Consider the following 25,018-nt stretch of genomic DNA (forward strand, 5'->3'; position numbering starts at 1 on the left):
TCGTGACCGGAAGGACATCATGACCACGACACCTGCAACCACCGAGGCGGCCGACGTTGGAACGACCGGCGCCCCAACCCCGCGTTCGCCGCGGATCAGCGTCATCGGCACCGGTTACCTCGGGGCAACCCACGCGGCGGCCATGGCTGAAATGGGGTTCGAGGTCATCGGGGTCGACACGGACCAGCGCAAGGTCGACGCGCTCAGCAAGGGCATCGTGCCGTTCTACGAACCCGGTCTGCCCGAGCTTCTGCTGACTCATGTGACGAGCGGCCGCCTTCGGTTCACGACCGACATCGCCGAGGCCACCGCGTTTGCGGACGTGCACTTCGTGTGCGTCGGAACCCCGCAGAAATCCACGAGCTTCGCGGCGAACCTCAGCTACGTGGAGGACGCCACCAGGCAGGTTGCCGCCAACCTCGTCCGGGACGGCCTCATCGTCGGCAAGTCGACCGTGCCGGTCGGCACGGCCGCGCGCCTGCGCGAGATCGTGGCCGAGTCGACGCCGGACTTCGTGACCGCTGAACTCGTCTGGAACCCGGAGTTCCTGCGCGAGGGCAAGGCCGTTGAGGATACTCTCGCCCCGGATCGCCTCGTCCTCGGCGGAGCGTCCGCGGCCGCCGAAGCTCTCTTGCGCGAGGTGTACGCCTACCCGATCGGAAACGGCACACCCGTCATCGTTGTCGACCTGCCGACCGCTGAGCTGGTCAAGGTCAGCGCCAACGCGTTCCTCGCGACCAAGATCTCCTTCATCAACGCGATCTCCGAGGTCTGTGAGGCCGCGGGCGCCGATGTCTCCCAGCTGGCGGATGCGCTCGGGTACGACAAGCGGATCGGCCGGCAGTTCCTGAATGCCGGGCTCGGATTCGGCGGCGGCTGCCTGCCGAAGGACATCCGTGGCCTGATGCACCGTTCCAATGAACTCGGTGCGTTCGCCGCGGCCGGCCTGCTCCAGCAAGTCGACGAGATCAACATGGGCCAGCGGCAGCGCGTCATCGACCGGGCCATCGACGCCTGTGGCGGTTCGGTCCTGAACCGCCGGATCGGCGTGCTCGGGGTGGCCTTCAAACCGCACACCGACGATGTCCGCGACTCGCCCGCACTCAACGTCGCTGCTGCCCTGCAGTTGCGCGGCGCCCAGGTCGTCGTCTACGACCCCCGGGCGCGCGGAACGGCGGAACGGATTTTCCCGACGCTCGGTTATGCGGACTCGGTTGCGGATGCCGTCTCCGGAGCGGATGCCGTTCTCGTGCTGACCGAATGGCCGGAGTTCCTGGCTGCGGATCCGGCAGCACTGGGTGCGCTCGTTCGCACGCGCACGGTGATCGACGGCCGAAACTGCCTGGATTCCGCAGCCTGGGCGGCGGAAGGCTGGAACGTGCTGTCGATCGGGAAGGCGACGGTACACCCTGCCCGCGCCGCCGAGGCCCACGGCATCGCGGACCGCACCATCCAGCGTGAGCCGGCGTTCATCTTCGGCTGACCAGAACCCGGCCCGGACAAACGGAAGGACCGCACCCATTCCGGGTGCGGTCCTTCTGTCCGTGCTGCGGCCGTCGTCCGGCCTGCGTGACTCAGACCCCGTAGTACAGTTCGTACTCGAACGGGTGCGGGCGCTGGGCGAGCGGCTTGATTTCCTGCTCGCGCTTGAAGCTGACCCAGGTCTCGATCAGTTCAGGCGTGAACACGTTGCCGGCGAGGAGGAAGTCGTGGTCGGCTTCGAGGGCCAGCAGAGCCTCCTCGAGGGAAGCGGGAACCTGCGGGATGTTCTTGGCTTCTTCGGGCGGGAGCTCGTAGAGGTCCTTGTCGACAGGCTCGTGCGGCTCGATCCGGTTCTTGATCCCGTCGAGGCCGGCCATGAGCTGGGCGGCGAAGGCGAGGTACGGGTTTCCGGAGGCGTCGGGCGCACGGAACTCGATGCGCTTGGCCTTCGGGTTGGTGCCCGTGATCGGGATGCGGATCGAGGCCGAGCGGTTGCCGGCCGAGTAGACCAGGTTGACCGGTGCTTCGAAGCCGGGGACGAGGCGGTGGTAGGAGTTCACCGAGGGGTTCGTGAACGCGAGGACCGCCGGGGCGTGCTTGAGCAGGCCGCCGATGTACCAGCGTGCGATGTCGGAGAGTCCGCCGTAGCCGGCCTCGTCATAGAACAGCGGCTTGCCGCCGGCCCACAGGGACTGGTGGGTGTGCATGCCGGAACCGTTGTCGCCGAAGAGCGGCTTGGGCATGAACGTTGCCGTCTTGCCCCATTCGTGCGCCGTGTTCTTGACGATGTACTTGAACTTGAGGAGGTCGTCCGCCGCGTGGACCATGGTGTCGAAGCGGTAGTTGATCTCGCCCTGGCCGCCGGTGCCGACCTCGTGGTGGCTGCGTTCGAGGATCAGGCCGGCGTCGATGAGCTTGAGGCAGATGTCGTCGCGCATGTCGACGTGCTGGTCGACGGGGCTGACGGGGAAGTAGCCGCCCTTGTACGGGGTCTTGTTGGCGAGGTTGCCGCCCTCTTCCTTCTTGCCGGAGTTCCAGGCACCTTCGCTGGAGTCCACGGCGTAGAAGCTCGAGTACTGGTTCACTTCGTAACGCACGTCGTCGAAGATGTAGAACTCGGCTTCGGGGGCGAAGAAGGCGGTGTCGGCGATGCCGGTCGACTCGAGGTACTTCTCGGCCTTCTTCGCGACCTGGCGGGGATCCTTGGAGTAGATCTCGCCGTTGCGCGGGTTGTAAATGTCGAAGAGCATGATGAGGGTGCGCTCGGCGCGGAAGGCGTCGACGTATGCCGTCGTCACGTCCGGGATGAGCTGCATGTCCGACTCGTGGATGGAGGCGAAGCCGCGGATCGACGAACCGTCGAACATCTGGCCGACCGTGAAGAATTCCTCATCGACCGTCGACGCGGGGATGTTGAAGTGCTGCTGCACACCGGGGAGGTCGGTGAAGCGAATGTCAAGAAACTTGACGTCAGTGTCCTTGATGAACTTGAGTACTTCTGACGAATCGCGGAACATGCGGGTTTACTCCAAACGACGAGGGCGTTAATGACAGAAAGTCGCGCACGGCGGCTACCCAGAGAGTATTACGGCAGCATTACTCAGCTGTGACGGCTTTGTTTCTCACATGTTACAGGCGGTGCCCTTGGCTAGGATCATCCCGTGCCTCCCTCAGCCTCGAAACCGACCACCTTCGGACAGCTCCCGCCGAGCAGATGGCCGGGGGAGCGACTCGGGCTTCCCGACCAGGGTCCGCTTTCGGTGGGCCGTGCCGGGCGACGGATGCTCGGACTGCTGATCGACTACGCCCTCGCGATGGCGCTCGCCTTCACGGTGTTCCGCTACACGTTCCTCGACTACAACGGCTTCGTCGTGACGGGGACGTACGTCCTGCTCCAGGTCGTGTTCATCCCGACGATCGGCGGGAGCATCGGCCACCGCCTCGTCGGACTCCGCGTGATCCCGCTCGCGGGAGGCTGGGTCGGGCCGTGGCGGCCGATCGTGCGTTCCGTGCTGCTCGGCCTGGCATTCCCCGCGTTGGTCTGGGACTCCGACCAGCGGGGCTTCCACGACAAGGTCGCAGGGACCGTCCTCGTCCGCGGCTGAATCACGCGCCGCGTGGGCTGCCGCGCCGACCGACCGCCGCGTCGACCGACGCGAAAACCCCTCGTCGCGATGACGAGGGGTTCTTTTTCGTGCGGTGTGGACGGGTGGACGAGCCTAGTTGCCGCGCTGGGGGCGGGCCTTGGTCGGATCGACGCCCTTCGGGATCGGAAGCTTCTTCGTGATCGAACTCAGCCGGTTGTTGACGGCAAGCACCTCGGCCTTGGTCAGGCTGGGCTTGATCTTGCGCAGGCGACTCGCGAGCTTGTGCAGCGGCACGGCGTCGGAATCGGGGCCGACGGACAGGACCGTGACGGGCACGTGGCCGCCGAGACGGGTGACCGTGCGGCGTTCCTCTTCCAGCATGCGGGCGGTCCGGGTGCGCGGGCCTTCGCTGATCAGCACGACGCCGCCGCGACCGACGGCACGGTAGACCGCGTCCTGGGTCTTGCCGTTGACAGCGATGGGCATCTCGCTGCCGACCCACCCGCCCTTGAGGGAACTGCGCAGCACGGCACCGACCGCGCCGGGCTGGCCTTCGATCTGGGAATAGGCGGCCTTCTCAGCGCGCCGGCCGAGGATGATCAGCATCGCGAGCACCCCGGCGAGGAGCCCGGCGATGATCCAGAGGACGAGCGTGAGAACGTTTCCGTCGGTCGCAAGGATCGCGACGATGATCGAGGCCACGAGCGGCACGAAGAAGCCCACGAGGAGAAGCGGAACGATTTTGGAATCGTACCGCCGGGTCATCTGGAACACCTGCCACATCTGCTTGATGCGGCCGGGTTCCTTGTGGGGTTTGGGAGTCTTGTCCTTGCTGCGTGCCATGCTGTCGAGTTTACCGAGTCGCCAGAATCTCCGATGACCGATTTTCCGTCGAGTCAGCGCTGATGCCGCCCGGACGGGCGACGGCCTGGGCGAACCCGAGGGAGGCGTCAGCCAGGTGGCGGAGTTCGGCGGGCACCTCGCGGTTCGTCGCGAGCATCGACTGCGCCCAGAGGCGTCCCGCCCGGTAGGAGGATCGCACGAGCGGGCCGGAGAGCACACCGAGGAATCCGATGGCTTCCGCTTCGGCGTTCAGCTCGACGAACTCCTCCGGCCGGACCCACCGGGCGACGGGGAGGTGCCGGGCGCTCGGCCGCAGGTACTGGGTGATGGTGATGATGTCGGTTCCGGCATCGTGGAGGTCCTGGAGCGCCTGGCTGACCTCTGCGCGTTCCTCGCCCATGCCGAGGATCAGGTTCGACTTGGTGATGAGGCCTGCGGCGCGACCCTGGGTGATGACGTCGAGGGAACGGTCGTACCGGAAGGCCGGGCGAATTCGCTTGAAGATGCGCGGAACCGTCTCGACGTTGTGCGCGAAGACCTCTGGCTTCGCGGAGAACACCTCGCCCAGGAGCTCGGGGTTTCCCGAGAAGTCGGGGACGAGGATCTCCACTCCCGTTCCGGGGCTCTGCGCGTGGATCTGCCGGATCGTCTCTGCGTAGAGCCAGGCGCCCTCGTCGGGAAGGTCGTCGCGGGCGACGCCCGTCACCGTCGCGTACCGGAGGTTCATCGCCACGACCGATTCCGCGACCCGTCGCGGCTCGTCGGTGTCGTACTCCGCAGGCTTGCCCGTGTCGATCTGGCAGAAGTCGCAGCGGCGGGTGCACTGCGAGCCACCGATGAGGAAGGTCGCCTCGCGGTCCTCCCAGCACTCGAAGATGTTCGGGCAGCCGGCCTCCTGGCACACGGTGTGCAGGTTCTCACCCTTGACGAGGTCTTGGAGCTTGCGGTACTCCGGTCCCATCTTGGCGACCGTCTTGATCCAGGCCGGTTTGCGTTCGATGGGCGATTCCATGTTGCGGATCTCGAGCCGGAGCATCTTGCGGCCCTCTGGCACGGCGCTCACGCGGCGGCCACCAGCTCGGCGGCGAAACGGGCCCGGATCGGTTCCACCAGCTGCTCCGGCGTCACCTCCCGGCCGAGGACGCGGGAAATGGTGGTGACCCCGGCGTCGCGGATGCCGCACGCGATGATGTGCTCGTATGGTTCGAGCGAGTTGTTGCAGTTGAGGGCAAAGCCGTGCATGGTCACACCTTCCGCGACTCGGATTCCGATGGCAGCGATCTTGTCTTCGAAGCCGGGCAGGCCGACCCACACCCCTGACCGACCCGGGACGCGGCGGCCGTCGACTCCGAGCCCGGCGAGGACGTCGATGAGGATGCCCTCGAGGCGGCGAACGTAGCCGACGACGTCGATGGGTTCGGCGAGGCGGAGGATGGGATAGCCCACGAGCTGGCCGGGACCGTGCCACGTGATCTTGCCGCCCCGGTCCGTGTCGATGACCGGGGTGCCGTCCGTCGGCCGTTCGTCGGCGGACGTGCGTCTCCCGGCGGTGTACACAGCGGGGTGTTCGAGGAAGATGACGGTGTCCGGGCGTTCCCCGGAAACAACGGCACGATGGACGGTGCGCTGGAGCTCAAGGCCCACGAGATACGGCACGGAGTTGGCGCTTAGCCCCGCGACGAGAAAGTCGAGCATTGGGCCAGTCTAGGTCAGCCTGTCCTCACCAGCTACCGGAACGGACGGAGTGTGCACAGCCCGATCGGCGCGGGCGGTCGCGGTGTCCGGGCGGGCGATGATCGGCGCGTGACAAAACGTGCGGGAGGTCGGAGAGGCAGGTCACCTGTCGGGGCATCCCGTGCCGGCCAGCGCTCTGCCGGCGTGAGCGCTTCCGGGGCACAGCCAGCGGATGTCGTCGGGAGCGTTGCCGGCTACCGCGTGCTCCGGCGCATCGGTTCGGCTGACAGGTCGGACATCTATCTCGGCGCCTCTGCCGGGGTCGGCACGAACGGCCAGAGGGAGGTTGTCGTGCTCAAGGTGTTCCGTGACGCATCCGCCAGCGATGCGGCCGGCGACGCGGCGATCGACAGGGAGGTCCACGCCCTCGAGAGCATCGCGGACGGCGGGGTGGGCCGGTTGCTGGACGTTGCGACGCTGCCGGACGGCCGCGTCTGCCTCGTCCTGGCCGAGGACCGCGGCGGATCCCTCGGCGTGCTCCTCGCCGGCGAGCGAATGCTCGACCCGGGGGAGGCGGTCTCGATCCTGGCCCCTGTGCTCGCGACCTTGGCGGGCCTCTACGACCGGGGCTGGGTACATCCGGAGATCGGGCCAGGTCACGTGCGTTTCGACGACGCCGGTCGCCCCGTCGTCGGGGGCCTGGGCGGCCTGCGCGACCTGCCGCCGCCGGGCCAGGCACGGGACGAGCCTGCTGGACGAAGCCCGGTGCGGGTGCGACGAGCTGGTTCAGGCCGTCCTCGACCGAGTTCCGGAACGCGTGCGTCCTGCGGCGGCTGAATTGTTCACGTCGCGGCGGTCCGGCGCGTTCCGGGAGGCCCTGGCCGGGCTCGAGCAGGCCCTGTTCGACTGGTCTCCTGCCGCACCGGTCCGGCTCCCTGGCCCCGAGGTCTCCCTGGGCGGCGGGGCGACGATCGACACCCGGAGGCTTTTCCCCGACCGGGGTCGCCTTGCTCGGCTCGAGTCCGCTCTGGACACACCCGTCGGGCCGCTCCTGCGGGCGTGGGCGGTTCAGGTCGCGCGAACCATCGGTGGACGCCTGACGGGAGGGCGGCTCGGGCCACCGGCGGTTCGGGCGCACCGCGGCCGGGCGGCGCACGCGTTCGAGCCAGGAACGAAGCCGTTTCGTGACCGACACTCCCGACCAGCGACGCGGCGGCGCACGTGGAGAGCCGCGGACGACCCCGCTCGCCGGCGGCGCCGCGTTCTCATTCTGTCCGGCGCGTCCCTCGTCGTCATCCTGCTCGTCGGAGGCTGGGCCATGCTCACACCGCGGGCGGCCGGCTCCGGACCGGACCCGACTGCGGTCGGCACTGCTTCTTCATCGCCTCTCGACACGAGCGGGGGAGTGTCCGCCGCGGTGGACCCGCTCGTCGTCGCGGGTCCGCGCGCGACCGACCAGGAGGCCCTCCGGGGTGAGGACCCCGTCGGTGCCACGGTGGAACTGCTCCGGCTGCGGGCCCGGTGCATTGTCGCCGCGGATCGGGAGTGCCTTGCGGACATCGCCCAGCCGGACTCGCCGGCACTGGCCCAGGACAGCGGACTGATCGGGCAGGCGCCAGCAGAGGGGAGGGATGCCAGCGCGCAGACGGTCGTCGACGGTTCCGGCCCGATTCTCGTCGACCGGATCGGGAACCTGGCCCTCGTGGCCCTGTCCAGCAGCGACCCGGAGGTGGGACCGGGAAACGACGAACCGGCCTCGGTCCTTGTGGTCAAGGGCGAGGCCGGTTGGCGGTTACGCGAGTTCTTCGGCGCCGGCTGACAGAACCTGCCGGCTCGACGACTCAGATGCCGAGATTGGCTTCGAAGTCGCCCGCCTCGAGACGCTGCTTCATCGTGACGAGGAAGCGCGAGGCATCCGCGCCATCGATGATGCGGTGGTCGTAGGACAACGCCAGGTAGACCGACGACCGGATAGCGATGGCGTCGAGGCCACCGCTGGACACGACGAGCGGCTTCTTGTAGACGACGCCCGTTCCGAGGATCGCGCTCTGCGGAAGGAACACGACGGGAGTGTCGAACAGCGCCCCACGCGAACCCGTGTTGGTCAGCGTGAACGTGCCGCCGGAGAGCTCGTCGGGCTTGAGCTTGTTGTCCCTCGTGCGCTGAGCGAGGTCGGCGATCTGGGCAGCGAATCCGGCCAGATCGAGTTCGCCGGCGTTGCGCACGACCGGGGTCAGCAGACCGCGTTCGGTGTCGACGGCAATGCTGATGTTCTCCTGTGCCGGGTACACGATCGTGTCGCCGTCGATCGTGGCGTTGATGATCGGGTTCGCCTGCAGTGCCTCGGCGGCGGCGAGGGCGAAGAACGGCAGGAACGACAGCTTGTTGCCGGTCTTCTCGAAGAACGACGCCTTGACCTTGTCGCGGAAGATCGCGACGCGCGTGACATCGACCTCGACGACGGTCGTCAGCTGCGCCGACGACTGCATCGAGATGACGGCGCGTTCTGCGACAACCTTGCGCAGCCGGGACATCGGCTTGGAGGTGCCGCGCAGCGGCGAAACCTCGAACGTCGCAGCGGATACCGCGGCGCCGGCGGCCGGGACGGCCGCCTCGATGTCCTGCTTGCGAATACGCCCGCCGACACCGGTTCCGGTGACGCTGGACAGGTCGACGCCGGCCTCGTTCGCAAGCTTGCGGACGATCGGGGTCACGTAGCCGGAGGTGCCTGCGTGGGAGCCACGGGAGACGGCGGGCTCTGCCACGACGGGGGACGCGACGGGTGCCGGCGCTGCGACCGGTGCCGGGGCGGCGACCGGAACCGGCGCGAAGACCGGAGCAGGTGCTGCGACGGGGACCGGGGAGTAGACCGGCTGGGCGACGGGCGGCGCGACCGGCGCGGGTGCGTAGACCGGGGCTGCGACAGGGGCGGGGGCTGCAGGAGCTTCAACCACGGGAGCCGCGGCCGGAGCCTCGACCACGGGAGCCGCGGCCGGTGCGGGAGCGGCGGCGGCAGAACCATCACCGATCATCACCAACGCGGTACCCACCTCGACGGTTTCATCCTCCTGAACCAGGATCGCTTCGATGATGCCGGCAACGGGGGACGGGATTTCCGTGTCCACCTTGTCGGTCGATACTTCCAACAGGGGTTCGTCGACCTCGACGCGGTCGCCCACGTTCTTCAGCCAGCGGGTAACCGTACCCTCTGTGACACTCTCACCGAGTGCCGGAAGGCTAACGGATTCGCTCATGCGTTTGTCTCCTTCAAAACCATTATGTGATCTGTACTTAGCTTATAGACGGTCGATAGCCGGGAATCGGCTACATCGCGTGGAGGGGCTTCCCGGCAATGGCCAGGAATGCCTCGCCGAGCGCTTCGTTCTGGGTCGGGTGCGCGTGCAGGAACGGGGCGATGTCCTCCGGATACGCCTCCCAGTTCACAACCAGCTGGCCTTCGCCGATGAGCTCGCCGACGCGCGCGCCGATCATGTGGATGCCGACGATGGGGCCGTCGTTGACCCGGACGACCTTGATCGAACCGCTCGTGCCGAGGATGGAGCTCTTGCCGTTGCCGCCGAGGTTGTACTCGTAGGACGAGACCTGGTCGGCGCCGAACTTCTCGGATGCCTTCGCCTCGGAGTACCCGACGGACGCGATCTCAGGGTCGGAGTATGTGACCTTCGGGATGTTCAGGTCTTCGACGATGATCGGGTTGAGGCCGGCGATTTCCTCGGCGACGAAGATGCCCTGCTGGAAGCCGCGGTGCGCGAGCTGGAGGCCGGGAACGATGTCGCCGACGGCGTAGACGCCGGGGATGTTCGTCGCGAGGCGTTCGTCCGTGAGGACGAAACCGCGATCCATTGCCACGCCGACCTCGTCGAAGCCGAGACCGGCCGTGACGGGACCGCGTCCGACGGCGACGAGCAGGATCTCGGCCTCGACGGTCGAACCGTTCTCCAGGGTGATGACCACGCCGTTCTCGTGCTGGGTCACGCTCTGGAAGCGGATGCCGAGCGAATACTCGATCCCGCGCTTGCGGAATGCGCGCTCGAGCCTGCTTGGAGACCGATTCCTCTTCGTTCGGGACGAGGTGCGGCAGCGCCTCGATGATGGTGACGTCGGCGCCGAAGGACTTCCAGACGCTCGCGAATTCGACTCCGATGACGCCGCCGCCGAGGATGGCGACCTTGTTCGGGACGAAGTTCAGATCGAGGGCCTGCTCGCTCGTGATGACGCGGCCGCCGATCTCGAGGCCCGGGAGGGATCGCGAGTACGAGCCCGTGGCGAGAACGACGTTCTTGCCGACGATGCGGTCGTCACCGACCTGGACGGTGTTCGGCGCCACCAGGCGGCCTTCGCCCTCAATGACGGTGATACCGCGTGCCTTGATCAGGCCCTGGAGGCCCTTGTACTTGGACGCGACGATTCCCTCACGGAAAGCCGTGACGGCCGCCATGTCGATGCCCTCGAACTGGGTCTTCACACCGTACTTCGCGGCCTCGCGGCTCACGTCGGCCACCTCGGCCGAGTGCAGCAGGGCCTTCGTCGGGATGCACCCGACGTGCAGGCAGGTGCCGCCGAGTTTGCCCTTCTCGATCAAGCCAACGGTCATGCCGAGCTGGACGGCCCGCAGTGCTGCTGCGTAGCCACCGCTTCCTCCACCGAGAACGACAAGGTCAAAATTCTGTTCCGACACTCAGGGACTCCCTTTTATTCACATACGGGCGCTGGTCACAAGCGCGTAATCACAAGCGGAAATGCACAAAAAGTCTGCGGGACGGGAATCGATGACACCCGTGAGCCGGGCGCTTTCTTCCCCATGCCACCTCGACTGTACTACGGGCGCGAAAAGTCCTCGGCCAGACGCAGCAAAGCGCGCACCGAAATGCCGGTGGGACCCGCGTTCGTGAAGCCCCAGCCGCCTCCGGTGTTGTGCGCAGGTCCGGCGATGTCCAGGTGCGCCCAGGGGATCGTCACGGCGTCGTCCCCTGTCCCGCGGGTGCCGATGAATTCGCGCAGGAAGACGGCGGCGAGGAGCATTCCGCCGGCGCTCGAGCCCATCTTGGCGTTCGCGATGTCCGCGACGTCGGAGTTCAGCGTGGCACGGAGCTCGTCGGGGAGTGGCATCGCCCAGAGCTGTTCGCCGACACCGGTGCCTGCTGCCAGCACCCGGGCGACGAGCGCGTCCTCGCCCATCACGCCGTAGTAACGGTTTCCGAGAGCGGTGATGGCCGCGCCCGTGAGGGTGGCGACATCGATGATCGCGTCGGGTTCTTCCTCTCCTGCTGCGACAAGCCCGTCGGCGAGGACGAGCCGTCCCTCGGCATCCGTGTTCAGCACTTCGACCGTGCGACCGCCGCGGATGCGAAGAACGTCATTCGGGCGGATCGCGTTGCCGGAGGGCATGTTCTCCGCGATGCAGAGCCAGGCGGTGATGCGCACGTCGAGGGACAGTCTGGCCGCGGCGAGCACGACCGCGAGAACCGTTGCCGCGCCGGTCATGTCGTACTTCATGCCGACCATGGAGCCGGCCGGCTTGAGGGAGAGTCCGCCTGTGTCGAAGGTGATGCCCTTGCCAACGAGCGCGATATGACGGGTTGCCGTCTCAGGGGCATAGCTGACCTTGACCAGGCGCGGCGGCCGGGTGGAACCCTGCCCGACGCCGGCAATGCCGCCGAAACCGTCGGCGGCGAGTTCGGCCTCGTCCCAGACCCTCACCGTGACGGGCAGGTCCGCGGCGGCGGCGACCGCCCGGTTGGCGAGCGCCTCGGGGTACAGATCGGATGCGGGCATGTTCACGAGGTCCTTGACGAGGGCGACGGCCTCCGAGACGACGATGGCGTGGGCGAGGGAGTCCGTTCCGTCGAGCGCGCTGTGCACGGTGACGCGGCCGGCGGGAAGCCGGGTCCCCGCGAGGGAGGACTGGCGGTACTCCGTGTACGAATAGGTGCCGAGCGCGGCGCCCTCGACGACGGCGGTGAGTTCCGCGCCGGTCGTCAGCGGGAATGCGAAGGCGACGCTCTCGACGCCGGTCAGCTGGCGGACGGCGGAACCGGCGGCCGCGCGCAACGCGTCGACGTCGGCATCCTTGCCGAGCCCGACGATCGCGATCGTGCGCGCGCCGCCGACGGATGCCGGGATGCGGACCACCTGGTCGCGCGCGCCCGTGACGCCGAGGTCGGCGAGAACGGTCGACAGGGCCGAGAACGCCGGGTCGGCGAAGAGCACGGCGGAGTCTGCGGATTGGAGCGCGCCCACGATGAGGACGTCGGCGGTTGATTCGATGGCGGGTTGTGCGGACACGGAGAGAACGGGAGCGGTCATCCTCCGATGGTACTGGCCGCCCCTGTGCGCCGGTGCGGCCTGTGCGGCCTGTGCGGCCTGTGCGGCCTGTGCGGACTGCGCGGCTGCCGCACCGTGTGCGGGCTGTTCGCTCACGGCACTACTCCGGGTGCCGCGGATTCCCACCCGGCCGCGATACGCAGCCTAGAGTTAACGGCATGCGCGATCCTGGTGACATCTACGAGCTGACGGCCGAGGCGGCATCCGTGCCAGAGGGCCTGAACCTCGTCGCGGGCCTGACCGGGTTCGCGGACGCCGGGGGAGCGGTGGCGCAATTCACCGAGTACCTCCTCGGAAACCTGACCCACACGATGATCGCGTCCTTCGACGCGGACGTCCTTCTCGATTACCGGGCCAGGCGCCCGATCATCTACTTCGATCGCGACCACCTCACCGGCTACCAGCCGCCGATGCTGCGGCTCTACCTCGCGCACGACGAGATCGGCCAGCCGTTCCTGCTGCTGTCCGGCTTCGAACCTGACTTCCGCTGGGAGCAGTTCACCGCCGCCGTTCTCGAGATCGACAGGCGATTCCGCGTCGCGGCGACGACGTGGGTGCACGCGATCCCGATGCCCGTTCCGCACACCCGCCCGATCGGTGTGACCGTGAGCGGCACCCGCTCTGACCTGATCGAGAGCATGTCGGTCTGGCGTCCGCACACCCAGGTTCCGTCCAACGTCCTCCACCTCGTGGAGTTGCGCCTGCACGAGAGCGGCGCCGCGGTCGCCGGGTTCGTCCTGCTCGTGCCGCACTACCTCGCGGACACGGAATTCCCGGCTGCGGCACTGTCCGCCCTCGAGAGCACGAGTGCGGCAACCGGCCTGATCTTCCCGACCGACCAGCTGCGCGAGCAGAATCGCGAGTTCATCAATCGGATCGACGAACAGGTGCGGGAGAACCCGGAACTCGCGAAGCTCGTCGGAACCCTCGAGGAACGCTACGACACGTACATGGAAGGCAGCAGCGTTCGGTCACCCCTGACCGATGAGGACGGCGAACTTCCCAGCGCCGACGAAACCGCCGCAGAACTCGAGAATTTCCTCGCGGCCCGCCGCAGCCGCGACGACGGCACCGTCGCCTGAGCCGGCCACCCACCCGGACCGGATAGATTGGGAGCAATGAACTCCCGTCGCTCCTGGCTCATCTTCTCCATCGGGTCTTTCGCGTACCTATCGGCAGTCCTGCAGCGCACGTCGCTCGGCGTCGCCGGTGTCGCGGCGTCTGAGCGCTTCGGCGGCACCGCCGCGCTGCTCTCCAGCCTCGCCGTCGTGCAGCTCGTGGTCTACGCCGCGGCCCAGGTTCCCGTCGGGGTGCTCATCGACCGGTTCGGACCGAGGATCCTCGTGATCGTCGGGACAACGCTCATGATCGGCGGCCAGGTCACCCTCGCGTTCTCGACCGATATCACCGCCGCCGTCGCCGGCCGGATGCTCGTCGGTGCGGGAGACGCCGCGATCTTCATCTCCATGATCCGCCTGATCGGATCCTGGTTCGACGGCCCGCTTGTGCCCCAGGCTCTCACAGTGGCTCGGCAACATCGGCCAGCTCGGCCAGGTCCTCTCCGCGGTTCCGCTCGCCTGGGTGTTGCACAGCTTCGGCTGGACGCCCGCGTTCCTGTCCGCGGCCTCCGTCGCCGTGGTCGCCCTCGTCGTCGTGATCGCCGTGATCGAGGACCGGCCGGAGGGATCGACGGACGAGGCTCGGCCGACGAGCCTGCGAGAGGCGCTCGTTTTGCTCAAGAAGAGCTTCCGCAGGCCGGGAACGCAGCTCGGCTTCTGGTCGCACTACGTGACGCAGTCGCCGGGAACCGTCTTCAGCATGCTCTGGGGCTTCCCCTTCATGGTGTACGGCCTGGGCTACGACCCCGGGCTTGCCGCTTCGATGCTCATGGTGCTCGTCGCGGCCGGGATGGTGTTCGGTCCGGTTCTGGGCATCCTCACCGCCCGGTTCCCGCAGCGCCGCAGCAACATCGTGCTCGCCGTCGTCATCCTGATGGCGGCGGCCTGGACCGTCGTCCTCGCCTGGCCGGGAACCCCGCCGTTCTGGCTCATCGTCGTGCTCCTCGTCACCCTCGGCATCGGCGGGCCCGGCTCCCTGATCGGATTCGACTTCGCACGCAGCTTCAATCCGAAACGCAGCCACGGCTCGGCCAACGGCGTCGTGAATGTCGGCGGCTTCACGGCGAGTTTCGTGATGGTGTACCTGATCGGAGTCCTGCTCGACCTGCAGAACGGCTGGCGGGTCGCCGGGGGAGCACCGAGCAACCTGTACTCCCTGGAATCCTTCCGGGTGGCCTTCCTCATTCAGTTCCTGGTCGTCGGGATCGGCGTCGTGTTCCTGCTCCGTGCCCGGCGCCGCACCCGGTTCCTGTTGTCCCGCGACGAGGGCGTCGAAGTGGCGCCGCTCTGGATCGCCGCCGCCCGGGCCCTGCGGCGCCCGCGTTCGCGTTGAGCGTGTCCGAGAGGCCGCGCACTGGCTCGGTATATACACAAAGCATGCAATAATTGTCAATAGGGCCCGTTCTGGTCCTGGGTGCACCGTTACCAGTTGATGGTGCGCGGCCCGGGACTTGACATGGGTCCTAGTACTGCCCAAAATTCATATCTGCCCGGCTTGGCGCACGAACCGTTTCCCCCGGTTCACCGCACCGGCGGGCAGCGCCGCCGGTGCACACCCGACGGCATGAGAGGTGTTCGAATGGCAACCCGCACAAAGACCGAGCCAACCGAAGAGACCACCGTTGCCGAGGCGGATGCCGCGACGAAGGTTCCCGCCAAGGCCCCAGCCCGCAAGGCACCGGCCAAGGCCCCCGCCATCAAGCGCGCGCCCACCAAGGCCGCCGTCGCGAAGGCCGCAGCAGCTGCCGCCGCGTCCGATGCCGCAGCCGTCGCCGCCGCCGGCTCAGGCCATGACGACGATGACGATGACGAGGACGAGCACCGTTCGCCGCGCAAGCGGGCCGGCGCGAAGTCCAAGGCCGGCGCAGACGACCACGACGACCTGAACGGTCACGATGAGGTCGAGGATGACCACAACGACGATGACCACGGCAAGAAGACGCCGACGGAGCCCCTTCCGAGCGGTGCACTCGTCCTGTCCCTCGTCGACGACGAGGACGAGGTCCCCGTCTACTCGAGCGCCATCACCGGTGCGACCGCCGACCCGGTCAAGGACTACCTGAAGCAGATCGGCAAGGTCGCCCTGCTGAACGCGGCCGAAGAGGTCGAGCTCGCGATGCGCATCGAGGCCGGGCTGTTCGCCGAGGACAAGATGTCCCAGATGACCGACGCGGAGAAGAAGAGTGCCCTCGGGCGCGAACTGCTCTGGGTCGCCAAGGACGGCGCGCGCGCCAAGAGCCACCTGCTCGGCGCGAACCTGCGCCTCGTCGTCTCCCTCGCCAAGCGCTACACGGGCCGCGGAATGCAGTTCCTCGACCTGATCCAGGAAGGCAACCTGGGGCTGATCCGCGCCGTGGAGAAGTTCGACTACACCAAGGGCTTCAAGTTCTCCACGTACGCCACCTGGTGGATCCGCCAGGCGATCACGCGGGCGATGGCCGACCAGGCCCGCACCATCCGCATCCCCGTGCACATGGTCGAGGTCATCAACAAGCTCGCTCGCGTGCAGCGCCAGATGCTCCAGGACCTCGGTCGCGAACCCACGCCGGAGGAACTGAGCCGCGAGCTCGACATGACCCCTGAGAAGGTCGTCGAGGTGCAGAAGTACGGCCGCGAACCGATCTCCCTGCACACCCCGCTCGGCGAAGACGGCGACAGCGAATTCGGTGACCTCATCGAGGACACCGAGGCCGTCGTCCCCGCGGACGCCGTCGGCTTCACGATGCTGCAGAAGCAGCTCGAGAGCCTGCTCGACTCGCTCTCCGAGCGCGAGGCGGGCGTGATCCGGATGCGCTTCGGCCTCGGCGACGGCATGCCCAAGACGCTCGACCAGATCGGTGACACCTTCGGGGTCACCCGCGAGCGCATCCGTCAGATCGAATCCAAGACGATGGCCAAGTTGCGTCATCCGTCCCGGTCGCAGTCACTACGCGACTACCTCGAATAGAATCCCGTGCGCTATGCACCGGCGATCCTGGTCGGCCGAACTGTGCGGGTCCTCGCGCGCTGGCGAAAGCCGGGCGGGGGGATCCGCCGTTCCCGGCCTCGTCGTCAACAAGATCGCTCCGGGGTTCCTCGCGAGCGTTCTGAACGGTTTTCCAGACGGTCTCGTCATCGTGTCCGGATCGAGCGGCAAGTCCACGACCACCAAGATGCTCGTCGCGGCTCTGCGCGCGCACGGCGTCGCAGTGTTCACCAATCAGTCGACCGCGAACATCAGCCAGGGACTCACCTCGGCCCTGCTCGAGGAGGTCAGCCTGTCCGGCCGGATCCACGGCGACATGGCCGTGCTCGAGATGGATGAGGGCCATGGTGCACTCATCTCGGCGACGCTCAACCCCCGGGTCGTCGCTCTCACGAACGTCATGGTCGACCAGATCGACCGTTTCCACGACTCCGACATGGTCGTGGCCATGCTCGCCAGGATCGCGAACCGTGCGAGTGGGACGGTCGTCATCAACGCAGACGACGCATCCCTCACGGGACTGGCCGAACGACTCGACGGGCCGGCCGTCATCGCCCGCTACGGGGTGACTGCCGAGGTCCTCGCGGAGAACCCGCGCGGCCTGGGCTACAGCCTGACCGCGTCAGAGCGGATGCCGGCCGCAGGCGGGGTCCTGCTCACGAGCGTTTCCGGGCGCTCGGCTTCGGTGCTTCTCGAGGGCGCGAGCTTCGATCTCGAACTGCCCGCCCGCGGCGTCCACTACGCCGTGGACGCACTCACGGCCATTGCGGCCGCCCGGGCCGCGCTCGGGGACCGCTTCGACGCGGCAACGGCCTGTTCCGCCGTTTCCACGATCCCTCCCGTCTTCGGCAGGGGTGAGATCGTCACCGTCCGAGGCCACCGGGTCGAGTTCGTGCTCGTGCAGAACCCGGCGAGCTTCCAGCTCAACGTCGACAGCCTTGAGCCCGGCCTCGACCAGGTCCTCGTCGCCATCGGGTCCGATGTCCGCGATCCCTCGTACTTCTGGCCGGTGGATACGTCCGCGCTGGGTCGGGTGTTGATCGCGTCTGGTTCGAAAGCCCACGATATCGCGCTGCAACTCGCTTACGACGGGGTGATCGTGGACCGGATCGAACCTGACCTCGGCCGCGCGCTCGACGACTTCCTCGCCTTGCCCGATCCGGTGCACGGCATCAAGACCATCATCTTTTCGGCGGACTCGATGCGGCGCACCCGCGCACACCTCGGCCTCGCCTCGAACCGGGAGGGTTGATCCATGCGCGCACTCACGATCCTGTCCGTTCTTCCCGAACTTCTCGACACCAACGGGGACGCCGCCAATGCCCGGGTGCTCGCACAACGCGCCCGCTGGGCCGGTTTTGAGGCGACCATCGTGCCGGTCAGGTCCCTCGACGACCTCCCGAGCAAGGTCGACGCGATCGTGATCGGTTCCGGCAACGACTCCGACCTCCTCGAGGCCCGGGATCTGCTCGCACCGCTGGTCAATGCGTTGCGCGCCTGGACCACGGCTGGCGTCCCCGTGCTCGCGGTCGGAACCGGCTGGGAACTACTGAGCTGGGGAATCGAGCTCCCAGACGGTACCGTCGTCGAAGGTCTCGGCCTCGTGGCCGGGCGCGCGGTCCCGCTTGCGGTGCGCGCGACGGACGACCTTGTCGTCGAATCCCCGTTCGGCCGGCTCGTGGGCTTCGAGAACCACGCCCGCAGTTACGTCGGCGCTGAGGCATCCGTTCTCGGCCGGGTGCTCAGCGGGATGGGCAACGGGGCGAAGACGGAGGGCCTCCGGATGGGGAGCTTCCTCGGCACCCACCTGCACGGCCCGGTCCTGGCCCGCAATCCTGGTCTGGCCGACCACATCCTCTCCGCAGCCGTGACGCGGGCGGGGGGCGTGTACGTGCGCTCGGAGCGCGCGGCGGACGTCGATGCGATCGCGGAGGCGGCGACCGACGTCGTGGTCTCCGCCCTGAGCCTCACCGCCGATTCCTAGCGGGCACGCGGGCACACAAAAACGGCGCCGCCGCGACCACTGTCGCAACGACGCCGTTTCGGGTCGTACTGCGGTCTCGCTACGAGCGCTGGTCTTCGAGGAGCCTGCTGGACTCGTCGTGCCAGCTGTCTGCGATGGCGGAGAGCTTTTCCTGGTGCTTCCGGCCGTGGTGGGCGCAGAACATCAGTTCGCTGTTGTTGACGCTGACGCGAATGTACGCCTGCGCGCCACACGCGTCACACCTGTCGGCGGCCGTGAGTTGGTGAGTGGCGCTCTGGTTGTCGATGGCACCATGTGCTGCGATCTGGGACATTCTTTTCCTCCTCCAGACTGATACCAAGCGATACCAATTGAACTAGGTCCTATCCAAACACGGCCGCGCCCCGATCGGGAGTCGATTCGGTTACATTTCGCTTACCGCGTAGCGGATTGCTCACTGCAGTGACGAGGTGAGTCTCGCGAGGCTGTCACCGACCTTCTGGGCGACAGGCCGGGCGAGCCAGTCGGCCAGGTCGAGCCTGACGCTGTTCGCCCGGTAGTCGTCCTCGACCAGTCGCATGCTGTCGGTGAAGTCCCGTCCGTGCACGAGTACCGAGATCTCCATGTTGAGACTGAATGAGCGGATGTCCATGTTGCTGGATCCGATCACGGCGATGTCATCGTCGATGGTGAAATGCTTGGCGTGCAGCACCGTCGGGGCTCGGTAGAGGTAGATCGAGACGCCTGCGCGAAGCAGCGCCTCGTAGTATGACCGCTGGGCGTGGTAGACGAGGGCCTGGTCGCCGATGGCGGAGACGAACAGCTCGACGTCGAGGCCACGGGAGGCCGCGGTGATGATCGCAAGGAGGGTCGACTCCTCCGGCACGAAATACGGGCTCGTGATGCTCACGCGGCGTTCGGCCTTGTGGATCAGGAGGGCATACAGCTTGAGGTTGTTGTCGTTCTCGAAACTCGGCCCGCTCGGGACGACCTGCGCATCCAGGTACTCCGTGCGGGAGTCGACGAGCACCGGGGTCGTGTCGAGGGGAAGAAGGACATCTGTCTCGCTGTACCAGTCGGTGACGAAGACGGCGTCGAGTTCACGGACGACGGGACCGTCGAGTCGCACCATCAGCTCATGCCAGCGCAGGCCTCGCGCGAGGTTCTTCTTCTTCAGGTAGGTCGGGTCGATCAGGTTCTGCGAACCGGTGAACCCGATCCGACCGTCGACGACGACGAGTTTGCGGTGGTTGCGCAGGTCTGGTCGCTGCCACTGCCCCTGGAACGGCCGGAGCGGGAGCATGGCGTGCCATTCGGCGCCCATGTCCGACAGGGCGGCGAGCGTCTCCGCGCGCCGGGGCAGGAGGAACCCGGACAGGTGGTCGGAGAGCACCCGGACGGCGACGCCTCGCGCGGTCGCGCGGCGCAGTGCGTCGAAGAACGGCTCCGTCACGCTGTCGAGCACCAGGATGTAGAACTGGACGTGCACGTACTCCGTCGCCGTGTCGACGGCCGCCGTCATGGCCGCGAGGGAGCCTTCGTATTCCGGGAGCAGTTCGGCCCGGTTGCCGCCGACCATGGGGAGCGCCCCCAGGTTGAGGTTCAGCGAGACCGCGGACGGGAACCACTGCGGCCACTGGTCGCGGTGGCTGACCTGATGGAAGCCTTCCGTCCGGGAGAGGATGAGCTCGTTGACCTCGCGTTGCTTCTCCCGACGGCGTGCGGGGAGCCGCCCGAACCCCACGAGCAGGAAGGCGATGGCTCCGAGGTAGGGGATGAAGACGATCGTGAGCACCCAGGCGATCGCGCTCGAGGGGGTTCGATTTGCCGACACCAGCACGGTCGCCGTGGAAGCCGACGATGACGTGCACGAGGATCAGGACGAGGGTGATGGTTTCGAAATCCTGCATAGCGGGCGCCTCAGCGGGTGTTCTGGGCCGGCACGACGACCTTCTTCATGATCAGGAGGACGGAGGCGGTCGTCGGGCAGGCGATGAGAGCTCCGAGTAGTCCGAGCAGTGTGCCACCGACGAGCGCGCCGATCAACACCAGCGACCCGGGAATGCTGATCGCCTTGCCGACGATCCGCGGCGTCATGACGTAGGACTCGATCTGCACGTAGACCAGCATCACGACCAGCACGACGACCGCCGTAGACGGGGAGCCTGAAGAGCGCGACGGCCGTCACGATGACGGTGTTGATCACGGGACCGACAAGCGGGATCAGGGTGATCGGGAAGGCGAGGGCGGCCAGGACGGGTGCGAACGGCACTCCGCAGGCCGTGAGAAGAATGAAGGTGAAGACGGCGTTCATTGCTGCGAGGATCACCATTCCGCCGAGGTACTTGCCGACAGAGGCGGCGATCGTTTCGGAGAGCTCGATGAAACCGGCACGTTTGCTCTTCGGGATCAGGGAGTACACGCCTTCCTTGATCGTCTCGAGGCTCGACACGAAATAGAGCGTCAGCACGACGACGAAGATTGTGCCCGCCGTTCCGTTCAGAATGCCTGCCCCGACCCTGAGGGCGCCTCCTCCGACGAAAAGCCAGACGGTGGGGTCCCCGGTCGCCGCGATGAGCCAGTCGAGAGCCGGGGTGAGTGCCCCGCCGAATGCGGCGTTGACCGAAACGAACCAGTCCTGGTGCTCGACCTGATCGAGTCCCTTCGGCAGGTACGCGGCGAGCTGGCCGGCCTGGGTGACCAGGATCGGCACGATCAGCCACGCCAGCAACCCGATGACCAGGACGAACGCCCCGAGGACGGTGAGCACGGCCCCGGTGCGGGAGAACCCCCGGCCCTCGAGGCGTTGAACGACGGGGTAGAGCCCCAGGCAGATGAAGAGCGCGAGGAAGATCAGCGTGATCGCGGTGCTGAGCGAGATCACCGCCGAACCGAGAAGGAGGGCGAGGAGTACGCCGAGCGTGGCGATGAACCCGGTCTTGAACGGGCCTCCCGAGAGGAGCCTGGTGTCGTTCACCCTGCCGAATGTCATGCGCGGTTCAAGCGATCGTCTGGGCCTTGAGGAGGGCGAATTCCGCGTCGGTGAGGGCACCGGATGCGTGCAGTGCCGCGAGGCGCTCGATCTTGCTGATGATGTCCTCCCGGGGCGTCGCGACCGGGACCGCGACGGGTACCGCCGCAGCAACGGGTGCCGCGACGGCCGGGGCTGCTGCGGTAGCGGCCGCCTGTTTGCGGGCTGCGGAGCCGTGAACGGCATTGCTCGTTGCGGTTGCTGTCCCGACGATGACGGCAGTGCGTCCCGCACTTGCCGCGAGTCCGCGTGAACGTCGTCCGAATGCCATGGTGTTCCTCTCGAGTGGTTCAACTGGGTGGTGTCGGTGGTGGAGCGGGTCAGGTCACGGGTGGAATGGCCAGAAGACGGGGACCAGGAAGGTGGCCCCGGCGATGAAGAGCAGCAGGAGGGGCAGCCCGAGTTTCCAGTAGTCTCCGAACCGGTACGCGCCCGGTCCCATCACCATGGTGTTGGCCGGGGTCGCGACCGGCGTGAGGAACGACGCCGCGGCGGCGACAGTGACGCCCATCAGCAGCGGGAGCGGCGAGATCCCGGTTTCGGTCGCGATGGCGATGGCGATCGGACCGAGGATCAGGGCGGTGGCCATATTGCTGATCAGTTGCCCGAGCACGCTCGTGACGACGGCGATACCGAGGAGGAGCAGGTACGGGCTCGAGGTGCCGACGGCGGCGACGAGGCCATTCGCGATGGCGTCGGCCGCACCGGAAACCTGGATCGCGGTCGACAGCGGAATCATCCCGCCGACGAGGATCAGCGTGGTCCACGAGATCGAGCGATGTGCCTGGGCCACCGTGAGCACCCGCAGCAGCACCATGGCCGTCGCGGCGGCCATGGCGGCCACGGCGGCAGGCACGATGCCGGTGGCGAGCAGGATGACCATGCCGGCCAGGATCACGAGTGCCGTCGAGGCGCGCGGCCCCATCGGCACGGCCTGGCGGCGGATCAGCTGGGGTGCGTCGACGACGACGACGTTGGGGTCCGCGGTGTTCTGGTCGAGCGCCTGCCAGGTTCCGCGGAGCAGCAGCACGTCCCCCTCGGCGAGGACGGCGGTGGTCAGGTCCTCCCCGCTGCGCTGGATCGCGATGACGACAAGCTCCCCGCTGTCTGTCACCATTCCCGTGAAGACACTTTCTCCGACGAAGGACGAACGGGGTGCGATGACGACCTCTGTGACACCGTTCTTCCGGTTCAGGAGGCTTCCGGCGTCCTCGAGCGAGTACTGCGCGGCGAGGGTACGCGCGTGGTCGCTGAGGTCCTTGGGTGCGACCTCGGCAGCTCGGTCCGGCAGGAGTCGTGGGCCGAGGAAAACGGTGACCAGAATGGTTCCGGCCACGAGCGGGAGGCCGACGAGACCGAATTCGAAGAATCCGAACGGGGCATGCCCGGTGCTGACCGCGAGCTCGGAGACGAGCACGTTGACCGGGGTCCCGGTCAGCACGAGCAGCGACCCGGCGTGTGCGCCGAAGGCGAGCGGCATTAGCATCCGGGACGGAGGCTGCCGGATCCGGATCGCGAGCACGACGACCATCGGGAGCAGGGACGCGACGGCGCCGTTGACACTGATCAGGGCCGTCACGACCGCAACGAGCAGCATCACGAACGTCACGACGATGCGCTGGTTCGTTCCGGTGCGTTTGGTGAGCTGCTGGCCGGCCCAGGTGGTCACCCCGGTCGCGTCGAGTGCTTCGCTGACGACGAAGAGGGCCGCGATGAAGACGATGACCGGGTCACCGAACCCCGCGAGGGTCTGCTCGAAGGAGAGCACCCCGGTCAGGAACAGCGACAGGGCGACGCCGATGGCGACGATCTCCACGGGAACCGCGTTCCAGACGAAGAGCACGATCGCGGCCAGAAGCACGATCAGGGTGATCGAGATGTCACCCACGAGTGCTCCCCGGGATCCCGAGGGCGGCGTCGCCGCGTGGCCTCGCCATCTCAGTGTGCCGATTTGTCCAGGTCGGCGTCATCGGTTTCTGTGCCGCTTGAGAGGACGGCGGGGATGTCCCCGGGGAGGTAGTCGGGCATCCGTCCGGCGGGGATGATGGCGAGGAGTGCGATGCCTGCGAGGCCGAGCAGGGAGATCTGCAGGGCGCGGAGCCGGGCGTCTTCGTTGATGGCGATGCCTTCAGCGATCTGGTCCGGGGTCGCGGATGTCTGGCCCAGGACCGTTTCGAGCTGGTCGTTGGTGACGAAGTTGACGCTGTCGAGCGGCACCTGTGCGGTCAGTTCGGGAGGCAGTGTCGGGCTGCTGGCGACGCTCGCCGCGATGATCGACCCGAGGATGCCGACGGCGAAGACGCTCGCGACGGCGATGCCGACGCTGCCGGAGATGTTGTGCACGAGGCCGCGCCAGGCGCCCACGTCTCCGGCGAGGCGTTTCGGGGCGGCGGACAGCAGAGTGTTGAACACGAGGGCGACGATGGCGCCCTGGCCGAGGCCGAGGATGATCAGGCCCACGATCACGAAGAACTGTTCCCAATCGTTGCGGATCGTGAAAGCGAGGAGGGTGAGCCCAGCCGCGACGACGACGAACCCGACCCGGCCGATCCGGTGCGGCGGGTACCGCTTGTACAGGGTCGCGACCACGGAGCCTGGCGATGAAGATCGACAGGGTGTACGGGATGATCGAGATCGAGGTCTGGAAACTCGACCGGCCCTGCACGATCTGGATGTACAACGGGATCAGGAAGTTCGCCGCCGTGCCCACGAACAGCATCGCGGCCATCGCGAACGTCGTCGCTTTCTCGGGGCCGGACTTCAGCACCTCGAGGTCGAAGATCTGCGGAAGGTGCGCGGCTTTCCGCCGACGCAACCACACGAAGAACCCCTGCCCGCCGATCGCCCCGAGCAGGATCAGGATCGGTGCCGGCGACACCCCCAGCATCGCGAACGGTGCCGCGGGCGTCGCCAGGAGCACCCCCCAGGAATTCAGTCCACTGAACCCGAAGCTCAGCAGGATGATCGACCCCGCCGCGAGGAACGCGCCGACCCAGTCGATCACCACCCCGGGCTGGGGCGGGACGACCTTCAACCGGAAACTCAACAGCAGGTTCACCGCCGCGAGCACCACGATCAGGGCGAAGGAATACCGCCACCGGATCGTGGACGCGAACGTCCCCGCGATCAGCAGCGCGAGCACCCCGGCCGCGGGAATCGCCGCGGCGAGGAACCCGATCGACCGGGCCTGCTGCTCACCCGAATAGTTCGCGGCGATGAACACCACCAGGGCCGGAGCGATCAACGCGATCACCGCACCCGACGCGGCCTGCGCGATGAACAACATCGCCGGGCTCACACTCACCGCGACGGCCGCCATCGCGAGTCCGTGGATCACGACCGCGATCTGGAACACCCGGCGCGACCCGAACTTCGCCCCCAGCTTCGCCCCCAACAGTATGAACGCCGCCATCGCGAACGTGCCCGCCGTGATCGCCGTCCCCACACTTGTCGCCGGAGTATTCAGATCCGTCGTGATGCCCTGCATCGACACCGTCAACGCATTCACCG

General features: G+C 67.3%; 21 protein-coding genes and 3 pseudogenes. 10 read left to right on the forward strand and 14 right to left on the reverse strand.

Annotated features, from left to right (window positions below; genetic code table 11):
- Positions 1-19: 19 nt before the first annotated feature.
- Entirely contained in the window at positions 20-1,483 is a 1,464-nt protein-coding gene (locus KIV56_RS01815) for a UDP-glucose dehydrogenase family protein (protein WP_281534941.1), read from the forward strand.
- A 91-nt stretch (positions 1,484-1,574) separates the two neighbouring features.
- On the opposite strand, the gene glnA is transcribed toward KIV56_RS01815, so the two are convergent.
- Complete coding sequence (glnA, locus tag KIV56_RS01820) at positions 1,575-2,999, reverse strand: type I glutamate--ammonia ligase (RefSeq protein WP_134531790.1); 1,425 nt, start codon at positions 2,997-2,999, stop codon at positions 1,575-1,577.
- Positions 3,000-3,143: 144 nt separating this feature from the next.
- Between glnA and KIV56_RS01825 the strand changes: the two genes are divergently transcribed.
- Entirely contained in the window at positions 3,144-3,587 is a 444-nt protein-coding gene (locus KIV56_RS01825) for an RDD family protein (RefSeq protein ID WP_281534942.1), read from the forward strand.
- A gap of 114 nt (positions 3,588-3,701) precedes the next feature.
- On the opposite strand, the gene KIV56_RS01830 is transcribed toward KIV56_RS01825, so the two are convergent.
- From KIV56_RS01830 to lipB, 3 genes are read right to left on the reverse strand one after another with little or no spacing between them, the layout of a single operon-like run.
- Positions 3,702-4,412 carry a DUF4191 domain-containing protein gene (locus tag KIV56_RS01830; RefSeq protein WP_281534943.1) on the reverse strand — a complete coding sequence of 237 codons (711 nt, stop codon included), beginning with the start codon at positions 4,410-4,412 and terminating at the stop codon, positions 3,702-3,704.
- A 10-nt stretch (positions 4,413-4,422) separates the two neighbouring features.
- Positions 4,423-5,475 (reverse strand): lipoyl synthase, encoded by a 1,053-nt coding sequence (lipA, locus tag KIV56_RS01835; protein WP_281534944.1) that lies wholly within the window; start codon positions 5,473-5,475, stop codon positions 4,423-4,425.
- Entirely contained in the window at positions 5,472-6,107 is a 636-nt protein-coding gene (gene lipB, locus KIV56_RS01840; RefSeq protein WP_281534945.1) for a lipoyl(octanoyl) transferase LipB, read from the reverse strand. The genes lipA and lipB overlap by 4 nt, the downstream gene beginning before the upstream one ends.
- Positions 6,108-6,290: 183 nt before the next feature.
- On the opposite strand from lipB, the gene KIV56_RS01845 reads away from it, so the two are divergent.
- A complete protein-coding gene (locus KIV56_RS01845; protein ID WP_281534946.1) occupies positions 6,291-6,923 on the forward strand; it encodes a hypothetical protein in 633 nt (210 codons plus the stop codon).
- A 1-nt stretch (position 6,924) separates the two neighbouring features.
- On the forward strand, positions 6,925-7,905 hold the full coding sequence (locus KIV56_RS01850; RefSeq protein ID WP_281534947.1) for a hypothetical protein: 981 nt from the start codon (positions 6,925-6,927) through the stop codon (positions 7,903-7,905).
- Positions 7,906-7,927: 22 nt separating this feature from the next.
- On the opposite strand, the gene KIV56_RS01855 is transcribed toward KIV56_RS01850, so the two are convergent.
- The 3 genes and pseudogenes from KIV56_RS01855 to KIV56_RS01865 all read right to left on the reverse strand — a co-directional run bounded on the left by KIV56_RS01855 (position 7,928) and on the right by KIV56_RS01865 (position 12,413).
- Positions 7,928-9,340 carry a 2-oxo acid dehydrogenase subunit E2 gene (locus KIV56_RS01855; protein WP_281534948.1) on the reverse strand — a complete coding sequence of 471 codons (1,413 nt, stop codon included), beginning with the start codon at positions 9,338-9,340 and terminating at the stop codon, positions 7,928-7,930.
- A gap of 70 nt (positions 9,341-9,410) precedes the next feature.
- Positions 9,411-10,785, reverse strand: a pseudogene (gene lpdA / locus KIV56_RS01860) (dihydrolipoyl dehydrogenase).
- 140 nt (positions 10,786-10,925) lie between these two features.
- Positions 10,926-12,413: a leucyl aminopeptidase gene (locus tag KIV56_RS01865; protein WP_281536038.1), complete on the reverse strand. Its 1,488-nt coding sequence runs from the start codon at positions 12,411-12,413 to the stop codon at positions 10,926-10,928.
- A 176-nt stretch (positions 12,414-12,589) separates the two neighbouring features.
- Between KIV56_RS01865 and KIV56_RS01870 the strand changes: the two genes are divergently transcribed.
- The 6 genes and pseudogenes from KIV56_RS01870 to KIV56_RS01895 all read left to right on the forward strand — a co-directional run bounded on the left by KIV56_RS01870 (position 12,590) and on the right by KIV56_RS01895 (position 18,498).
- On the forward strand, positions 12,590-13,513 hold the full coding sequence (locus tag KIV56_RS01870) for a proteasome assembly chaperone family protein (RefSeq protein WP_281534949.1): 924 nt from the start codon (positions 12,590-12,592) through the stop codon (positions 13,511-13,513).
- A 36-nt stretch (positions 13,514-13,549) separates the two neighbouring features.
- Positions 13,550-13,894, forward strand: a pseudogene (locus KIV56_RS01875) (MFS transporter); the annotation flags it as partial.
- A 40-nt stretch (positions 13,895-13,934) separates the two neighbouring features.
- Positions 13,935-14,882, forward strand: a complete 948-nt coding sequence (locus KIV56_RS01880) for an MFS transporter (protein WP_281534950.1) — start codon at positions 13,935-13,937, stop codon at positions 14,880-14,882.
- Between the two features lie 246 nt (positions 14,883-15,128).
- Positions 15,129-16,496 (forward strand): RNA polymerase sigma factor, encoded by a 1,368-nt coding sequence (locus KIV56_RS01885; protein ID WP_281534951.1) that lies wholly within the window; start codon positions 15,129-15,131, stop codon positions 16,494-16,496.
- A 13-nt stretch (positions 16,497-16,509) separates the two neighbouring features.
- Complete coding sequence (locus KIV56_RS01890; RefSeq protein ID WP_281534952.1) at positions 16,510-17,766, forward strand: MurT ligase domain-containing protein; 1,257 nt, start codon at positions 16,510-16,512, stop codon at positions 17,764-17,766.
- A gap of 3 nt (positions 17,767-17,769) precedes the next feature.
- On the forward strand, positions 17,770-18,498 hold the full coding sequence (locus KIV56_RS01895; protein ID WP_281534953.1) for a type 1 glutamine amidotransferase: 729 nt from the start codon (positions 17,770-17,772) through the stop codon (positions 18,496-18,498).
- A 79-nt stretch (positions 18,499-18,577) separates the two neighbouring features.
- On the opposite strand, the gene KIV56_RS01900 is transcribed toward KIV56_RS01895, so the two are convergent.
- The 7 genes and pseudogenes from KIV56_RS01900 to KIV56_RS20125 all read right to left on the reverse strand — a co-directional run.
- Entirely contained in the window at positions 18,578-18,811 is a 234-nt protein-coding gene (locus tag KIV56_RS01900) for a DUF7455 domain-containing protein (protein ID WP_134531803.1), read from the reverse strand.
- Between the two features lie 120 nt (positions 18,812-18,931).
- Positions 18,932-20,311: a cardiolipin synthase gene (gene cls, locus KIV56_RS01905; RefSeq protein ID WP_348648452.1), complete on the reverse strand. Its 1,380-nt coding sequence runs from the start codon at positions 20,309-20,311 to the stop codon at positions 18,932-18,934.
- Between the two features lie 42 nt (positions 20,312-20,353).
- Entirely contained in the window at positions 20,354-21,469 is a 1,116-nt protein-coding gene (locus KIV56_RS01915) for an AI-2E family transporter (RefSeq protein WP_432432589.1), read from the reverse strand.
- Positions 21,470-21,476: 7 nt separating this feature from the next.
- Complete coding sequence (locus KIV56_RS01920; RefSeq protein WP_281534954.1) at positions 21,477-21,779, reverse strand: SHOCT domain-containing protein; 303 nt, start codon at positions 21,777-21,779, stop codon at positions 21,477-21,479.
- Positions 21,780-21,833: 54 nt separating this feature from the next.
- Positions 21,834-23,396 carry an SLC13 family permease gene (locus tag KIV56_RS01925; protein ID WP_281534955.1) on the reverse strand — a complete coding sequence of 521 codons (1,563 nt, stop codon included), beginning with the start codon at positions 23,394-23,396 and terminating at the stop codon, positions 21,834-21,836.
- A 50-nt stretch (positions 23,397-23,446) separates the two neighbouring features.
- Complete coding sequence (locus KIV56_RS01930; protein ID WP_281534956.1) at positions 23,447-24,097, reverse strand: hypothetical protein; 651 nt, start codon at positions 24,095-24,097, stop codon at positions 23,447-23,449.
- Between the two features lie 67 nt (positions 24,098-24,164).
- Positions 24,165-24,995 (reverse strand): annotated as a pseudogene (locus tag KIV56_RS20125) (MFS transporter); the annotation flags it as partial.
- Between the last annotated feature and the right edge of the window lie 23 nt (positions 24,996-25,018).

It is taken from the genome of Cryobacterium breve, assembly GCF_027594785.1.
Classification (GTDB): Bacteria; Actinomycetota; Actinomycetes; order Actinomycetales; family Microbacteriaceae; genus Cryobacterium; species Cryobacterium breve_A.

Bases quoted from the DNA above. Each gene is read 5' to 3' on its own strand.
- KIV56_RS01815 (WP_281534941.1), top strand. From the start codon at position 20: ATGACCACGACACCTGCAACCACCGAGGCGGCCGACGTTGGAACGACC.
- glnA (WP_134531790.1), bottom strand. From the start codon at position 2,999: ATGTTCCGCGATTCGTCAGAAGTACTCAAGTTCATCAAGGACACTGAC.
- KIV56_RS01830 (WP_281534943.1), bottom strand. From the start codon at position 4,412: ATGGCACGCAGCAAGGACAAGACTCCCAAACCCCACAAGGAACCCGGC.
- lipB (WP_281534945.1), bottom strand. From the start codon at position 6,107: ATGCTCGACTTTCTCGTCGCGGGGCTAAGCGCCAACTCCGTGCCGTAT.
- KIV56_RS01855 (WP_281534948.1), bottom strand. From the start codon at position 9,340: ATGAGCGAATCCGTTAGCCTTCCGGCACTCGGTGAGAGTGTCACAGAG.
- KIV56_RS01865 (WP_281536038.1), bottom strand. From the start codon at position 12,413: ATGACCGCTCCCGTTCTCTCCGTGTCCGCACAACCCGCCATCGAATCA.
- KIV56_RS01870 (WP_281534949.1), top strand. From the start codon at position 12,590: ATGCGCGATCCTGGTGACATCTACGAGCTGACGGCCGAGGCGGCATCC.
- KIV56_RS01885 (WP_281534951.1), top strand. From the start codon at position 15,129: ATGGCAACCCGCACAAAGACCGAGCCAACCGAAGAGACCACCGTTGCC.
- KIV56_RS01890 (WP_281534952.1), top strand. From the start codon at position 16,510: ATGCACCGGCGATCCTGGTCGGCCGAACTGTGCGGGTCCTCGCGCGCT.
- KIV56_RS01895 (WP_281534953.1), top strand. From the start codon at position 17,770: ATGCGCGCACTCACGATCCTGTCCGTTCTTCCCGAACTTCTCGACACC.
- KIV56_RS01900 (WP_134531803.1), bottom strand. From the start codon at position 18,811: ATGTCCCAGATCGCAGCACATGGTGCCATCGACAACCAGAGCGCCACT.
- KIV56_RS01915 (WP_432432589.1), bottom strand. From the start codon at position 21,469: ATGACATTCGGCAGGGTGAACGACACCAGGCTCCTCTCGGGAGGCCCG.
- KIV56_RS01920 (WP_281534954.1), bottom strand. From the start codon at position 21,779: ATGGCATTCGGACGACGTTCACGCGGACTCGCGGCAAGTGCGGGACGC.